This is a genomic window from Algoriphagus aurantiacus (genome assembly GCF_035156405.1).
Lineage (GTDB): Bacteria > Bacteroidota > Bacteroidia > Cytophagales > Cyclobacteriaceae > Algoriphagus > Algoriphagus aurantiacus.
On sequence record NZ_JAXRUT010000022.1, the window covers coordinates 82,805 to 99,854 of the forward strand.

The 17,050-nt window shown below is 40.9% G+C and carries 8 protein-coding genes; 5 read left to right on the forward strand and 3 right to left on the reverse strand.

The features are described from left to right. Position 1 precedes the first annotated feature (1 nt). Both SYJ56_RS19365 and SYJ56_RS19370 read left to right on the forward strand, forming a co-directional pair. The gene (locus SYJ56_RS19365) at positions 2-6,229 is read left to right on the forward strand and encodes a DEAD/DEAH box helicase (protein WP_323837032.1); all 6,228 of its coding nucleotides are present in this window, start codon (positions 2-4) and stop codon (positions 6,227-6,229) included. Positions 6,230-6,320: 91 nt separating this feature from the next. Then, positions 6,321-7,409 (forward strand): helix-turn-helix transcriptional regulator, encoded by a 1,089-nt coding sequence (locus SYJ56_RS19370; protein ID WP_323837033.1) that lies wholly within the window; start codon positions 6,321-6,323, stop codon positions 7,407-7,409. 134 nt (positions 7,410-7,543) lie between these two features. Here the strand turns inward: SYJ56_RS19370 and SYJ56_RS19375 are convergent, their stop codons facing one another. Beyond that, positions 7,544-7,882, reverse strand: coding sequence for a helix-turn-helix domain-containing protein (locus tag SYJ56_RS19375; RefSeq protein WP_323837035.1), 339 nt, complete (start codon positions 7,880-7,882; stop codon positions 7,544-7,546). Continuing rightward, a complete protein-coding gene (locus SYJ56_RS19380) occupies positions 7,879-8,277 on the reverse strand; it encodes a helix-turn-helix domain-containing protein (protein ID WP_323837037.1) in 399 nt (132 codons plus the stop codon). The genes SYJ56_RS19375 and SYJ56_RS19380 overlap by 4 nt, the downstream gene beginning before the upstream one ends. 773 nt (positions 8,278-9,050) lie before the next feature. Between SYJ56_RS19380 and SYJ56_RS19385 the strand changes: the two genes are divergently transcribed. The 3 genes from SYJ56_RS19385 to SYJ56_RS19395 are packed head-to-tail and all read left to right on the forward strand — an operon-like array spanning position 9,051 to position 15,516. Continuing rightward, on the forward strand, positions 9,051-10,886 hold the full coding sequence (locus tag SYJ56_RS19385) for a TlpA family protein disulfide reductase (protein ID WP_323837039.1): 1,836 nt from the start codon (positions 9,051-9,053) through the stop codon (positions 10,884-10,886). A 41-nt stretch (positions 10,887-10,927) separates the two neighbouring features. Next, positions 10,928-14,095 (forward strand): SusC/RagA family TonB-linked outer membrane protein, encoded by a 3,168-nt coding sequence (locus tag SYJ56_RS19390; RefSeq protein ID WP_323837040.1) that lies wholly within the window; start codon positions 10,928-10,930, stop codon positions 14,093-14,095. Between the two features lie 41 nt (positions 14,096-14,136). Next, complete coding sequence (locus SYJ56_RS19395; RefSeq protein WP_323837042.1) at positions 14,137-15,516, forward strand: RagB/SusD family nutrient uptake outer membrane protein; 1,380 nt, start codon at positions 14,137-14,139, stop codon at positions 15,514-15,516. A gap of 43 nt (positions 15,517-15,559) precedes the next feature. Here the strand turns inward: SYJ56_RS19395 and SYJ56_RS19400 are convergent, their stop codons facing one another. Further along, positions 15,560-15,841 carry a DUF6520 family protein gene (locus SYJ56_RS19400; RefSeq protein WP_323837044.1) on the reverse strand — a complete coding sequence of 94 codons (282 nt, stop codon included), beginning with the start codon at positions 15,839-15,841 and terminating at the stop codon, positions 15,560-15,562. Between the last annotated feature and the right edge of the window lie 1,209 nt (positions 15,842-17,050).

Below are 17,050 nucleotides of genomic sequence, written 5' to 3' on the forward strand. Positions count from 1 at the left end.
TATGAAGAATTATTATCACTCACTATTTTCAGAAATCTCTAAAAGATCAGTGGATTCAACTCTTAGCGTGTTGGGAATAAGGAACCCCCAATTAAGATCTCATATCAAAAGGCAAATGACGGATGAGTTAGCTCAAGGTAATAGAATTTTAGCTGATCCGGTTTTTGAAGCAGCTTTTCCATGGGCTGAAGTAGACGAAACATTTGATGAATTAGGAGTAAGGTCTTTTTTGAATTCTTCTTTTGTTGAAGCCTTAGATGCAGAGCATACTAATGTTCCTTTTTTCGGGAATGAGTCACTCAATTTAAAAGATCAAGCCTTAAAGAAGAACTGGAAACCTAGAACGCACCAACTTAAATCTTGGGAAATTTTAAAGGAAAAAAAACCAAAATCTCTAATTGTCACTAGTGGAACAGGTTCAGGAAAGACCGAGTGCTTTATGGTTCCAATAATAGATGATTTGGTAAGTCAATATGAATCAAATGGCCAAAAATTGGAAGGGGTTCAAGCGTTGTTTATTTATCCTTTAAATGCTCTGATAAACAGCCAAAGAGAAAGAGTATTGTCTTGGACACTCAATTACGGTGAAAAAATAAGATTCTGTTTGTATAATGGAAATACTCCAGAACCTGCTTTCAATGCAGCTACTATAAATGGAAGGCCAAAAAATGAAGTTTATGATCGAAATCATTTATGGCAATCTCCTCCGCCGATATTGGTTACTAATCCTACCATGTTGGAATATATGATGATCAGAGGTAAGGATAGGCCTATTTTGAATGCTTCTCAAGGAAGACTGAAATATGTTGTCTTAGATGAAGCTCATACCTACATAGGATCTCAAGCTGCAGAATTGGCTTTATTGATTAGAAGAGTATTGAATGGCTTTGGGGTGGAAGCTAAAAATGTGAGATTTATTGCTACTTCTGCAACAATAGGAAGTGATGAAGAATCAGAATTGGCTTTAAAAAAGTATTTGGCAGATATCGCAGGGATTGAGATAGAAAATATTGAAGTAGTAGGAGGTGCAAGAACAATCCCAGTTATAGAAGAAAATCGAATTAATGATTTAGAACTTGAAGAAATATCAAACCTTGAGCCGGCAGAAAGTCTAAACACTTTTTATCAAAATAAAACACTTAGAGCAATAAGATCATTTTTCATAAGCGAGGTAGATATTCAAGCAGAAGCAAGAAAGCTTACTCAAATCACCGACTTAATCTATCCTGGACAGGGAGGCAATATTCAATTTCAAAAATTGGCACTTCAATGGATAGATGTAGCTTCCGACGAAAAATTGCTAAAAGAAGAAGTTCATTTCTTGCCATTAAGAGGACATTTCTTTCATAAGGTTTTAAATGGTTTATGGGTTTGTGCTGATACAAAATGTCAATGCAAACAGGGAACAGCTTTGGTAAATAATTGGAACTTTGGAAAGGTATATTCCCAACATCGCTTAACATGTGAGTGTGGTGCTCCTGTTTATGAATTGGTTTTTTGTAACGAATGTAACGAACCGCATTTAATAGGAGAAATGAATCATGAAAGAGGAAGAAGGCTACTTTCTCAACTTAGAAGAAACGACATTGATGAGTTTGAATTAATTCAGGAACAATCTGAGGATTTGGAGGATGAGCAAACTGAAGAAAGCTTTAAAACATTAATTCATTACAGAGCAGCTGTTGAGACCAGTGAAGGGAGATTAAATAATGAAGGTTACCTAGGTGAAAATCCAAACAATTATCCAATAAGAATTCATTTCAATGAACAAAATGAAACTTGTTTCAACTGTGGATATAATGGTGCAGGTCAAAAAGAATCTATGAGACCAGCTTATCTTGGAATGCCATTTTACATTTCCGGACTAGTTCCTTCTTTATTGGAACACACTAAGGATGGAAATAATCCATTGAATCAACCATTTCGAGGTAGAAGACTGTTAACATTTACCGATAGTAGGCAAGGAACGGCTAAAATTGCAATAAAAATCCAGCAAGATTCTGAAAGGATAAGGACAAGAGGACTAATTCTAAAGGCGTTGCTGATAGGGGTTAATAATCAAGAAATTAAAATAAAAAGAGATCAAATAAATGTTCTACAAGCAGGGGCACAGAACCCTGTAATTCAAAATTTAATTGGAGATTTACAGAATCAACTTGGTCAATTATTAAATTCAACCAAGTCCTATAGTGAGGCATTACAGTTTCTTCAGCATGAACCTGACGTTTCGGAGCACATAAAGAACAGTTTTGTTCAGTTAAATTATGGGATAGGTAATGATCTAAACCTCATTTCGAATCTTCTAATTATTAGAGAATTCAGTAGAAGGCCTAAAAGATCAAACTCATTAGAAACTTTAGGGTTAGTCGCTACAAGCTATCCTCAGCTTGGAAATATTATCACTACTCCAGGAGAATTAAATCAATATGGGATATCCATAAACGAATGGAGGGATTACCTAAAAGTTTGTATTGACTTTTTTATCAGAGATGGAATATTTCTTTCAATTAACCGAGACATTATTGACTGGTTAGGAGGTATGTATCTTCCAAAAATTCTCTTATCACCAAATTCTCAAGAGAACCCTCAAGGAAGATATAAAAGATGGCCATCTTTTAATGCAGGTAGAGGTATTAGACAGCATCGATTGGTTAGAATTCTTACTCAAGGTCTAAATATCGACTTAACTTCTATTAGTCAAACTGAAATTGATAGTGTCAATTCTATATTAGAACAAGCTTGGAATTCTTTAACAGGAGTTCAACTTTTAAGTCCAATAGAAAGTGGGTTTCAAATGAATCCTAATTCTATTTCTTTTGGTTTAATCAAAAAAGCAAGTATTTGTCCAATAACCCAAAGATTTTTAGACACGACTTTTCGAGGTTATACACCTTATCTTCCAGTTGGAGCAACCAACGGTCAATATCATTGTGGAGAGCAGGTTGATATGCCAATCTTACCTAATATCATCGCTAATGATGATTTGGATTATAGGTTTAAAATGAAAAATTGGATCAGTAATGACCAAACTATTTCAGAACTAAAGGAAAGAGGATTATGGTCTGAACAGGCTGATAATATATTGGAAGGCGGTAATTTTATTCGTAGTGCGGAGCATTCTGCTCAACAATCCATGCACAGACTTCAGAAATATGAGAGAGATTTTAAAAAAGGTTTTATCAATGTTCTAAGTTGCTCCACAACTATGGAAATGGGAGTAGATATTGGAGGATTGTCTATAGTGTGCAATAATAATGTTCCTCCACATCCGTCTAATTACCTCCAAAGAGCTGGGCGAGCAGGAAGAAGAGGGGAGTCTAGGGCATTATCAATTACTTTATGTAAAAACAATCCACACGATCAACAAGTGTTTCAAAATCCTCTTTGGGCATTCACTACCAAAATGAAACAGCCCAAAATCACCTTATCAAGTGAGCGGATAGTTAGAAGACATCTAAATGCTTATTTATTTGGCTGGTACCTAAACAACGAATTAACAACTTTAGACCAAAACCAAGTTACCCTAAATTCAGAATGGTTTTTTGAGGGAGATCCTTCAATTAGTAGCCAATTTATTTTTTGGATGGAAAGTCTACTTTATAACTGTCCTGAGAATTTGGCTAGTGGATTGGATTACATAAAAAGAAAAACAGTTTTAGAAGGAATCGATTTGAATGACATCGTCTTACCTGCCAAGGAAAATTTAGAAGATTTGCAGGAAAAATGGCTAAATCGATTGAATTACTATTTAGTAGAACTTGAAGGTATTCCGAATCCCCAAAACCAGAGATTCCCAGCCTATTTACGAAGAGTCCAATCTGATCTTGCTTCACACCGAAGAACATACCTCCTTTCCATTTTAATTACCGGAGGATTTCTTCCAGGGTATGGGTTTCCAACAAATATCTCGACTTTTAATAATTATACTGTTGATGATTTTAGAAGGGAAAGGGTAAATGAAGCGAATGGAAGGGATGATAATTTTACATTAATAGCAGGAAAGCCAACTAGAAATACTGCAATTGCTTTATCTGAATATGCTCCTGGAAGTCAGATTGTTTTAGACGGAAAAGTTTACACTTCTAGAGGTGTTACACTTAATTTTCAAAATCCAGATGATACTGTAATCAACCACCAAATAATTCATACTGCTTGGAGATGTAGATCTTGTGGTCAATCAGGATTATCTCATTTTGGCAATATTACTAGATGTGCAAATCAGCACTGTACCAACCCTATTAATATAGAATACTTTGAATATTTGGAGCCGGCAGGTTTTGCTACATCTTTCTATGAATCTCCAACTAATGATATTTCCAAACAAAATTATGTTCCTGCACAGGTACCTTGGATTAATACCAGTACAGAACTTAAGCAATTGGTAAATCCAAATGTAGGATCTTTTATTGCAGATGAAAATGGAGAAATCTTTTTTCATAACAAAGGAAATAATGAAAATGGATTTGCGCTCTGCTTTAAATGTGGCTATGCTGATTCTTTGGATAGCGAAGGGAATCCTCCCAATGGTTTTGGTAATCACAATAAATTAAGAGGTAAAAATTCTGCAGCTGGTGAAAATTCTAGATGTAATCCTGAGCCAAACCAAATCAGGCCAGGTATATCACTTGGGTTTGCAGATAGAACCGATATCTTTGAGCTTTATCTAAAACATCATCATACAGAAGAATATTTCTTAGTCTCCAATGAGGAAAACAAAAAACTTTCCTGGACGCTCGGAGTAGCTTTTAGATATGGATTAGCTAAAACATTGGGAGTTAATGCAGAAGAGATTGGAGTTACAGTCAAACAAGTGATCAATCAAGGACTGTCTGATAATGCGATCTATGCTATTTGCTTATTTGATACAAATAGTGGTGGTTCCGGATTTTCAAGCTTAGCGGGACAGCCAAGTGTTTTTAGAGCAATGTTTGAAAATGCTTTTGAGTTACTAGGATGTCAAAATTGTCAGAATGCTTGTCAAAATTGCCTTCTTCAATTTGATACGAAACAATATGCAGAGCTTTTAGACAGAAGAATAGGGCAGAATTATTTAAGTCGAAATTTAATTAATTCATTAGGCCTTCAGGATGAGGAAAAAATTCTAGGTCCTATATCTGAGTTCTGCCAATTTGATATTTGGAAAGAAATAAAGTTGACATACAATGGAAAGGCTGATAAAATCCAATTCTATTTTAAAGGCGATTTAAAGGATTGGGCGATTTCAGAATCTAGCATTAGAAGAACTATTTCAGAACTTGTTGGGCCATTTGGGAAATTCAAGGAAGTTGAATTGTGGATAGAGAGTGATGTTTTTTATCAACTTCTTGAAAGTGATAAACTCGATTTGATGTATTTGTTGGCAGCAGACCAAAATATTAATTTATTCCATACAAATACCTTGAATTTGATAGAGAATGGAGAAGTTTTAGCAACAACTTGGAAAAATGGAACACCTATTTCTTACGCGAGCAAGGAAGTCAAATCAGTAGGATTTAATGATTCTTGGGGTAATACTGGGCAGTGTATGTTAATTAAAGCGAAGGATATATCTTTTACTGTTGAAGGTAAAATAATTGATAGAAATGATTTGATACCATTTCGAGGAGGAAATTCATTTCAAGTAAGTCTTGTCCAGGAATTAAATACAAAAGTGAAAAATTTTGGAGAAGCATTTTGGAGTTTGGTTATTGCGCAGCTTGAACAAAATGGATTTGGTATAGCTGATTTTAATGATTTGAAGTTGGTGGAGTATTCTGATCGTTTTTTGCATACACCTTGGACAGTGATTCTTCTAACCAGCATACTAAATAAGATTCCATTTGAGAAGTCTGATCAACTTGAAGTAATCATATCTACTGTAAAATCAAAGAATGATCACTACCAGCTGAATAGGAATTTGATTAAAAATTGGTATATGGAAGAGAATGGTAATAAGGTAGAATTATTAAAAACTATCCTTTTACAGTTTGAAAATGTGGAAATAAACCTCGCAGATCATAATAGCCAGCTGCCGCATTCAAGAGAGCTAACTTTAGAGTTCGAAAATGATAAAGTCCTAAACTTGAGATTAGATCAAGGAGTTGGGTACTGGAAGGTCAATAGGTTGCCAATTTATCCTTTTGATGAAACTATTGAAAACCAGATAGATTGGATAGATCGAAATTCGGGGAATTTAGAAACTGTCAATTCACAAAGACATTCTACTTACATCGATATAATTATAGATTAATAGAAAGGGGAATTTGTAAATTAAATCTCTCATTAACATTTTTAATTATAGGAACTGCTTCCCATTTAGTCTAACTAGAATTTCTTAGTAAATGTCACTTTCAAAACAAGCCCACATTCGCTATATGACGATTGATTCTTGCTTGAGGAATTCTGAAGGGGTTTTTATGGAAGAACTGATTAGGGAATGTAAGAGAGCTATAGCCTTTGAAACAGGCGATATTCTGGAAAATATTTCCATTTCTAAAAGAACTCTTCAGGATGATTTAAAATTTTTTAGGGAAACCTATAATGCCGAAATAATAAAAGAGAGGAGAGATGTGCCACATGAAAAGCAACATTTAATAGTTTCAAAATCAAAGCTTGATACTTACCGATATGCTGATAGAACTTTTTCTATTGCCAATCTTCCTATTAACAAGAAAGAAAGAGAAAGTATGCTGGAGGCTTTAGGGGTTTTATACCGTTTGAGTCACATGAGTTCTTTTCATTGGTTAAAAGAGACCATTCAGGAACTTCAAATAATAAGAAACGAAGGAATACCCGATGAAAAAATTATTTCATTTGAGGAAAGTTCACTCTTAAAGGGTATCGATTTTTTAAGACCACTTTATGAAGCTATTTTTAAAAAATCTGTTTTAGAAATTAAATATTTTTCCTTTAAGCAGAATCAGGAATTTGATTTTACAATTTCTCCCTATTTCTTAAAACAGTATAACAAGAGGTGGTTTTTATTCGGAAAGTCTCATACCCAATTTTTGGTGAATCCAAATAGATTACTCAATCTTCCATTGGATCGAATATCTTTAATTCAAAAATCAGAGAAGCCTTATATACGAAATGAAGGACTTAACTCATCAGAATATTTTAAAGATATTATCGGAGTTACTTTTGAAGAAAACTCAAAAAAGGAGGACATAAAAATAAAGATTGATTCAAGTCAATTTCACTATATCGAAAGTAAACCTCTTCATGAAAGTCAAGTAGTATTGGAAAGAAACTCTGATCACGTTACAATCATGATTTCTGTTTATCCAAATATTGAACTTGAGTCATTAATTTTGTCTAAAGGAGATTTTTTTGAGGTGATATCCCCTGATTATTTTAGAAGAAATATTTCTGAAAGGATAAAAAAAATGTCAGAGAAATATCAGAATTTTTCTCGTGATTGGAAGCGTTAGTGAAGCTCTTTGACCTACTTACCATAGAGTCTACATAGTGAATGAATTAATTAACAGAGTTTTAGCTAAACTTTGGTGACAGAAAAAAGGGAAAGTATTGACTAATTTATATATTCATCCCTAACTCTTCCATCCTATTTTAACTTCAACAATTCTTTCTTCAATTCGTCGTTTTCAATCATCAATTTCTCTACAAGCTCTTTAAACCCATAATTGTTGTTGTATGTCGTAATTGGGCCGCTATGGGAATTTGGTCCATGGTTGTAATTGGTTACTGACAATCCTTTAAGGAAGAACAGAGCTGGGTCAACTTTATAGAATTCTGCAAGTATAGCTGCCTGCTCAGTAGTTATCAATTGTTCGCCATTTTCCATTCTTATATATTCTTCTACAGGAATATCCAATTCAGCGGCAAGATGTTCAGGTGCATAATTGTGGCTAATTCTAAAAGATCCTATTACAGTATAACTCATTTTTCCTTTGTTAGTTCTTGAATGATTGTTGTAAGCTTTTCTATTTGACTCTCCAAATTATTAATAGTATGATTTTTTTCTTCCAGCATTTTCTCGTACATAGATTTTAAAAAATCTGTCGCTCCGATATTATTGTTATACGTCTCAAAATGGCCACCATGACTATTGGGGCCTGTGTTATAGTTAATAACTGGAAGCTCCTCAGATAGGAAATACTCTGGTTTGACATTATAAAGTTCAGCTAGTTGCTGAATTCTGTGTACGGTTAATTTTGATTTCCCTAATTCAATACTCGAATAAGTTTTTTGACTGATGTTAAGGACATTTGCCACATATTCTTGAGAGTAGTCTTTTGATTCTCTAAGAATCCTCATTATTTTTTGTGGTCGTTCCATATTACTCGTTTTTTGGGTGAATTAGTTCAAAATTCTCTTGTTTACCATTTTTTAACCCCTTTCAGGAGAATTGATTTTTCAATATTTGTTCATAGTTGAATCTTAGTTCAAGATAGCAAAGATTCTGCTTATAGTGCACATAAATCATGATTTACATCGAGAAAAGTTAGACATTAAATGTCCGAAACCAGTCACATACTTCAATATCAGTGGAATCTCTTCCAAGAGGATTGCTTATGTGTGCTTGGTTTTCGAAATGATAAAACTTGCTCTTTACCTATTAATCTATTCCCAGAGGAGCAGGGCATTATCGCTTCAGATCGCCTTTATCCCCTGAAGCCCAAGAATCCTATATAAAGGGTTCGTTTTTTATCGCCGATTAAGGGGAGGTGCACATCCATGAACAGATCGGTTACTACACACTCACGTCAGCAAGCTATGGATAGCCGGTAGAGCTGACACATCTTATTTATTAGTTATAACAATTGCTGGACTATCGGTTGACGGTAGGGTTGGTGAGGTATGTCTTGTTTAGAGTCAAGAGCCAAGATTCAAGCGTTTGAGGATCTACTTTCAGCTTTCAGCTTCTGACTTTAGGTGAGATTGCTTCTCCGCCTGTGGCGGATCGCAATGACGGTACTCACATCGGGCACCCGACATCCGACTTCGGACTTCCACCCTAGCGTACAGGAGCTAATCCGTTTCGACTTAGTTCGGGCGTGACACACTTCCGTCTTCCGTCTCCCGTCTTCCAGCACCAAAACAAAAAGCACATGAAAAAATTACTACTCATCTGCTTACTGGGATACCTATGTCTTCCCACAAGCACATCCACAGCACAAGTTGCTGATTCACCCGGGGCGGATTTTCTTCATAGGTCGGGCTTGCCTGCCGGAAAACAGGAGCCTGATGTATTATCACTCAATACAGTGGTAGGCCTGCCTGCCGGAAAACAGGAGCCTGATGTATTATCACTCGACACAGTGGTCGGCCTCACCGTCTCCCTTGAACAAGGAGACACCCATCGGGGCGGAATTCTCCGCTCCGATACGCTGCCGGAGGTTTTTGATTTGGTTGATCACTCCGGTCAAGGGCAGGAGAGCGCTAGCTCTTCTGCCCCACTAGGGGATACGGTTCCAGCCGTCATCTATGTGGAAATACTTAGCATAGAGCCGTTAGACTCCATAGAGTTTCGTGTTTGGGATCCGTATCTGAATGAACGGGGCATTCCAAAACCTGAGGTAGAATTCGTCCAGCTGTCAGCAGGTAACCTGTTTGACGGCTCAAGGGGTGCCAAAGTCGGTCAGTGGAAGTCACCTGCACTAGCTGGATATTCCAGAGTTACCGTCCGCAACAACCGCCTCATATACCTCGACCGCTTTCTGGTTGAGCCGGGAGACAGTGTCCGGATCAGATTTGACTTTCAGACTGCAGGAGTTTTATTTTCTGGCCCTTCCGCAGACAAATTCCGAATACAATATGAACTCGCTCTTGCGCTTGAAAATGCCCGCTACGACCAGAGTCCGGTAATGTTCACCTCCAACCCGGATTTCTGGGGGTATAGCGAGGAAGATTCCCTACTTATCGCCAAAGCCAAAGCTTCCAAGTCTTCTATCAGCAGGGAAATGGTGTACATCAGCCCAGGGGAAGTAGGGGTAAATTACCTCCGTCAGGGTTTCTCACGCGACATCCCATCCCATCCTGCATTTGAGATCATCAGACGCTACCGGGACAGACTGCCCCAGGAGTTCTTGGATATACTAAAAGCGGATATTGAGGGAAAACTCCGCTATGACCAGATTGCCGATTTTCTGTACCTGCGAGGGGGAAAAGAGAGTCGGGAAGCCTACCGTAGGCTCTTTGAGGAGCAGATTCTGGAGAATACCCCGCAAGTACCGGTAGGTGCGGAGTGGTCAGCGTACTACGGGGACTTTCTCTATAGACGCTTGCTGATCATCTCGAAACTCGAAAATATTCCGCTTACTGACTTGCTGTCTTCTATTCCGCCACCTGTGCGGGACCAGGTGGATGCCAAATACATCATTCAAAACTTCCGCAGATTCACTGACAGCAACCGTCAGTTTGAAGATGCACTTGCCAGGATGGAAACTCCCTGGGTGCATCAACTGGTCAGTTCCCTCTATAACTCCCAGCGTATAGGAGCACCCTTGGTAGATATCCCGCTGATCTCAGAGGATGGCGAACCATATTTTCTTGGAGCAGAACCCGGAAAAGTGAAACTGATACACTTTTGGCTCACAGGCTGTGAAGCTTCAGCCCGCCAGTACAGGTATCTCCTGACCCCGGTCATTGACCATTACCAAAACAATCCACAGGTGGAATTTGTCTTCATCGGCAACAGCACTTCGGAGGAAAGATGGCTGGAGGATTTACAGTCGGGCAACTATGCCGATGCATCATCCCTGAACCTCAATGCACAGGGGCAGTATCACCCGTTTTTGGTGTACTACGACATCCATGCCTTCCCTTCACGGATGGTGGTGGGTATGGACGGTACACTGGCCAATATCGGCAATATCCCCAAAACACCGGAAGGCCTGATCGAATACATTGAATCCCTCAAAAAAGGAATCAATCCCACCCTTTAATCCTAAATCCTATGCATTCATATTATATAAAACTCGCAGTTATGCTGCTTTTAATGACTGGCCTGACCATCGGTGGACTCAGCGCCAGACAAACGGTCTTACTCAAGGGAAAAGTATTATCCGCACAGGACAGTCTCCCGCTTCCCGGTGCAACCATAAAAGTTGCGTCTTCCAATTCAGTCACGGTTGCTGACAGCAGGGGCATTTTCCAGATAGCCCAGCCTGATCCGGAGGATGTTCTGATCATTTCCTTTTTGGGTTTCCATACCCAAGAAATAGCAGTCCGCGACCTGTCGGTATCCGATGACCCGCTTATCTACCTGTCGGAGGAAGTTAAGGGATTGGATGAAGTGACCGTGCTTTCCACCGGATTTCAGGAAATCCCCAAAGAAAGGGCCACCGGCTCTTTTGTGCAGGTAGACAATGCGCTGATCAATAGAAAAGTAAGTACCGGCTTATTGGACCGGCTGGAAGACGTGACCCCAAGTCTGATATTCAACAGAGGTACAGGTTCATCTGATGATCCGGTCAGTATAAGGGGAAGAAACACACTCTTTGCCGAAACCCAGCCTTTGATCATCGTGGACAATTTTCCATACGATGGCCCTTTGGAAAATATCAACCCCAATGATGTGGAAGGCATCACCGTACTCCGCGATGCTGCCGCGGCTTCCATCTGGGGAGCAAGATCAGGCAACGGGGTGATAGTGATCAGAACCAAATCGGGGAGTTTCCAGACCCCCCTGCAGGTCAGTTTCAATTCCAATGTGAATTTTATCCAACGGCCGGATCTGCTGGCCCGACCGCAAATGACCGTGTCGGAATTCATCGGGGTAGAGGAGATGTTGTTTGAAAACGGTAACTATGACAGCAAAATCAACCAAAACAGCAGACCCGCCCTTTCGCCTGTTGTTGAGACCTTGCTGGCACATCGAGAAGGGCTTATTTCTGAAACAGAAAAGGACAATGCATTAGCCAACTATGCGTCCTATTCCGGTAGATCCTCCCTCCGTGACGATTTTTATCATACCGCATTAAACCAGCAATACAGTCTGGGAATCAGTGGAGGGACTAAACTCCACCGCTACTCAGGATCTGTAGGTTATGACAGCAATCTTCCCGGTGTTCCGGGCAACTGGAGCAAACGCTATACGCTGTCCCTGCAAAATGACTGGAGATCCAAAAACCAACGGTTGGAACTGGGCGCTTCCGTCTATTGGGCGCAAGCCACCAATGAGACAGGCACAGAGGTGCCCTCGCTAGAACCTTATGAGCGGCTTAAGGATGAGACTGGCTTACCGCTAAGCGTCATCAGGGACTTCAATAGCCGGTATGTGTCCCAGCTTGGTGATATGGGCTTTCTGGACGGTACCTATGTGCCGCTACGTGAAATCGGGTTGTCTTCAAACCGTTCTGATCAATCTGATGCCAGACTGAATGTATCGCTATCTTATAAGCTCACGCCATGGCTTAAAGCCACTGGAAGATATCAGTATTGGAGCAATGTGGGAGAGACACGACACCATAGACCACTGCAGAGTTACTACACCCGCTGGCTGATCAACAGATATACCCAAACTTCTCCCGAGGGAACGCTCAGTTACCCCGTGCCTATGGGTGGTATTCTGGATCAGGGAAGCAGTACCTCCCAAGGAAACTATCTCCGGGGGCAGTTCAATGTGGATCACAGCTGGAATGAAGCGCATGAGATCCACGGGATTGCGGGTGCAGAACTGAAAGAACTCCAGGGACTGTCTTCCGGTACACGCTTTTACGGTTATGATGATGGGTTTGGTCTCAGTCTTCCGGTAGATTACCTCACCAGATACCGGATCAATCCAAACAATAGCCTGAGTACTGTGCCCAATGGTGACGACCATACAGGGATAGTCGACCGGTTTGTATCTGTCTTTGCAAACATGTCCTACAGCTATAAAAAGCGATACCTGCTTACCGCCAGTATGAGAAAGGACGCATCCAATCTTTTTGGGGTCAATGCCAACCAGCGGGGAGTACCGCTATGGTCTGCCGGGATGGGTTGGACGGTGTCTGAGGAAAGTTTTTACCGTTCAGGGTTAATCCCGTATCTGAAATTGAGAACCACCTTCGGGTATAACGGGAATGTGGACAAAAGCATTTCCGCGTTTACCACAGCCGCCTACTACATCACTGCGGCAAATACCCTTAACCCGGGAGAACGTGCAGCCCAGATCATGAACCCGCCCAATCCCAATCTGCGCTGGGAGAGAATACAGCTCTTCAATGCCGGGATGGACTTCGGTCTGAAAAACAATCTGTTGGATGGCTCTCTGGAATTCTATGTCAAAAATGGCCAGGATCTGATAGGGAATATACCTGTGCCACCTTCCATGGGATTGAGTCAGTTCAGGGGAAATTTTGCATCCACCCAGACCAAAGGACTGGATCTGGAACTCAGATCCAGTCCTGTCATGGGCGAGCTGAGATGGGACATCAATCTATTCCACAGTGTTGTGAAGGAAAAAGTCACCGGATATGAAATCACCCCCAGAGCTGATTTGATGGTTTCCGGTCTTCAACTTGTACCAGTCAAAGGAAATCCCCTGTTTTCAGTGTACAGCTTTCCATGGGCAGGCCTGGATCCTGACACGGGCGATCCAAGAGGTTTTCTGGATGGAAATCCCAGCACGGATTATACGGCTATAAGGGCAGGACTTACACCAGAGAGTGTGGTCTTTCATGGTTCTGCCAGACCCACTTCTTTCGGTTCTTTCCGGAATACAGTCAGCTACAAGGGGTTTAGCTTATCCCTGAACATCACCTATCGCTTAGGGTACTATTTCAGAAGGAATACCGTGGACTATGTCGAGCTGGCCAACGGTCGGATTACCCATTCGGATTACCGGTTTAGATGGCAGGAGAAGGGTGATGAAAATACTACCCAGGTACCCTCGATGCCCATGAGGGTCAATTCAAACAGGCAATCCATGTATGCACTTTCGGAAATAACGGTAGAGAGAGGGGATCATGTACGGCTACAGGATATAAGGATTGCCTACAGGCTGGATAAGAAAGGAACACCATGGCTTCCTTTCCGGTCCGCAGAGGTGTATTCCTATGCCGGAAATCTTGGGTTGATCTGGAAAAAGACCAAGTATGAGATTGATCCCGATTTTCAGAACCTGCCACCTCAGAGAAGTGTAGCACTGGGGCTTAGGATTGATCTATAAATGATTCAACAGTAATTCTAACAAGACATATATAACAAACTATGAAACTATCAATAAGCGATAAGGCAGGCTGGATTCTCTCCATGTTGCTGCTGTTTTCCTGCGAAAGTTACCTCGATGAGCGGCCTTCTAAAAGTATTGTCGTTCCCCAGACAGTAGAGGATCTTCGCAGCATACTGAATACCCCGGATATTATCAATACAGGTGACGGATTTGGCCTGGTACTGTCCGATGATCTTTACACCACAGACCAGGGTTGGCTGGGGTACGACGAGGTATCCCGGAACGGATATATCTGGATCAGACAGTTGGGCAACCAGAACGGCGATTTCTATCCCTGGAGTCTGGCGTATTCCAATATCTTCCGGACAAATGTGGTACTGGAAGAGGTGGAAAAGCTGGTGCCTGCAAGTGAGGCTGAGCACAGGGAGATCGAGCAGGTGAGGGGCACTGCCTTGTTCCTAAGAGCCTTCCATTACTTTGACCTGCTTCAGTTGTTTACCCATCCCATAGTGGAAGATGCTGATCTGGATAGGGAGTCCATTCCCTTGAAACTGACTCCCGGACTGGAGGATAATCAAGGAAGGGCATCATCACAGGAGATCTACACGCGGATAATTAATGATCTGAATACAGCTTCTGAACTGTTGCCTGTAAATGAAGAAAATAGCCTACGTCCATCCAAAGCTGCATGTTACGGTCTTTTGGCGAGGATATTTCTGCAGCTGAACAGGTATCAGGAAGCTTTGGATTTCACAGAGGATGCCTTGGCTATCCAAAGTGAGTTATTGGATTTCAATGAAATTCCTGCGCTGTCCACTATTCCTATAGCCCGGAATAATTATCCTATTCCAAGGTTTAATAAGGAGGTTGTGATCCACCTTCAGGCGAGTTTGAGTTCCTATCAGTTTTCCGCCTTTACATTTATAGATCCCGATCTTTTTGGATCTTTTGAGGAAAACGACATCAGGAAGTACCTGTATTTCACTGAACCTGACGATGAGGGAAGAGTGAATTTTGTGGGGAATTTTACAGGCAGTTTCCAGTTGTTTGCAGGAATCACCACCGGAGAACTTTACCTGATCCGTGCGGAGTGTCAGGCCAGGCTAGCCATGGATGAACAGGCGGCTTCTACATTGAGCACGTTTATGGAGTCAAGATATTTCACAGGTACCTATGAGCCATATCATATTGAGGATGATGAAAAGATCCTGGACAAAATCCTGTTGGAGCGGAGGAAAGAGCTGGTATTCAGAGGATCAAGCAGATGGAGGGATTTGAGAAGATTCCTTGGCGATCCTGAATGGGAGGGTCCGTCTGAAAGGTCGATTGAGGGAATGGATTACATGCTTGGAATAGATCCATCAGCTTATCAGATGAATATTCCTGTAAACGAGCAGGCACTGAATGATAAGCTATAATAAAAACAGCCATTGGATACTGTCCAATGGCTGTAAAACACAATTAGTCAATTGGCTCCAAGTCAATGCCTGGGATGAATTCTCCCAGCGAACCTACTACAGGAGTTGTGACTTGCTGATCCTGGAATAGACAGGTATTGGGGTCTGAATCACACCAATATTCATCAGCCCCTGGTCCCATATCGACATTGGTGACATCATAGACTTTGTCGTCATGGGTACCGTATCTCGGATCAGTTCCGTTTTGCGGAACATTAAATGCAAATGCTGCAAAGGCAGCAAATACAAAAGCGATTATGGGCAATGCGCCCTTTAGTTTATTCATAACATATCCTGTTTTTTAACAGATCAAAAACAGGGAAACCGTTTGAAGTTCCGGGTAAAAGCAGAAATGCATCCACTCGGTACGTGGTTAAAATGCCTACTCTGTTAAAGGGTTTTCGGCTTTTCCCTTCAGGAGGCTCATTGGGTGCTAGCCAGTCTCTTACCCCAGGCTATCAAGAGAAATGAACCTCTTTTCTATTTTATCATTGTTATCGGATGCTTCTCCAGGAAACCGGAAGAAACAATTTCAAACCAGTCCTCAATTTCAACAAGGAAGGTTTCCTCGAAGGAATTGTAGGATAGTCTCCTTATTTTTTGGGCGGGGCTGGCGGCAGCCCTGCCTTTTTTTAAGTTGTTGCTTTAGATCATGGACATTTCAACAGCTCAGATTTGAAATATTTTTATATGTATATCCGTTTTTCTGCCAGTAAAGAGACTAAAGCATTATAGGATTTGGTAATCCCGATAGCCATCGGGACATTGAGGTCACTTCGGTCACCCCTGCCTGCTGGCAGGCAGGCGTCTTCGGCTTGCCTCGCTGTGGCGGGTCATCCGGCCTAGTGAGCAAGGAAATTATGGCTACTGGCACTATTACGGATTATGATATTTTTTTAATATATAGTTCTGAATATTTGATAATTAGTTTATATTGTATAAGAATTAGTTGCTAATCACTGATTAAAACTTAACCCCCAAAGTGGAACCGAAAGGTTCCGCTTTTTTTGGTGGTGATGTTAACCGGCATTAGCGCAGATCGGAGTCCTCCGCTGATCGGGTCCTCCGCTCAGCTGATCGGGATTTGTAATCCCGATCCGTTATCGTAGGATTTCTAATCCGACAATTCACAGACTCTATAGACCTTCTCGGGGCACACTTTCGTACTACCACCATACTTCATGTCCGAGGGAAACGGCCTTTTATCTTTTTTTCACCGGGTTAAAACCCGGTGCTCTGCCACGGCGGACAAGTGACAAATCTGCCATGCCTATGGGGTTGGTCAAGCTCAGCTAGCGCAAGTCTCCTGACTTTTTGCTGAGGATATTGCAGTCTCCTGACTGCCTTCAGACTTTTCAATACATTCCACTCAAAATCCCCCTAACCCCCTTTGCTAATGGCTGCAATATTTTATTCTATTGCTGCTATAAGGGGGAGTTGATCCGCCGTTCCAATTAGAATCTATAAATCATTTTAAATTCTTAAAACCAACACT

Coding starts and splice junctions, on each gene's coding strand:
- SYJ56_RS19365 (WP_323837032.1), top strand. CDS start 2: ATGAAGAATTATTATCACTCACTATTTTCAGAAATCTCTAAAAGATCA.
- SYJ56_RS19370 (WP_323837033.1), top strand. CDS start 6,321: ATGTCACTTTCAAAACAAGCCCACATTCGCTATATGACGATTGATTCT.
- SYJ56_RS19375 (WP_323837035.1), bottom strand. CDS start 7,882: ATGAGTTATACTGTAATAGGATCTTTTAGAATTAGCCACAATTATGCA.
- SYJ56_RS19380 (WP_323837037.1), bottom strand. CDS start 8,277: ATGGAACGACCACAAAAAATAATGAGGATTCTTAGAGAATCAAAAGAC.
- SYJ56_RS19385 (WP_323837039.1), top strand. CDS start 9,051: ATGAAAAAATTACTACTCATCTGCTTACTGGGATACCTATGTCTTCCC.
- SYJ56_RS19390 (WP_323837040.1), top strand. CDS start 10,928: ATGCTGCTTTTAATGACTGGCCTGACCATCGGTGGACTCAGCGCCAGA.
- SYJ56_RS19395 (WP_323837042.1), top strand. CDS start 14,137: ATGAAACTATCAATAAGCGATAAGGCAGGCTGGATTCTCTCCATGTTG.
- SYJ56_RS19400 (WP_323837044.1), bottom strand. CDS start 15,841: ATGAATAAACTAAAGGGCGCATTGCCCATAATCGCTTTTGTATTTGCT.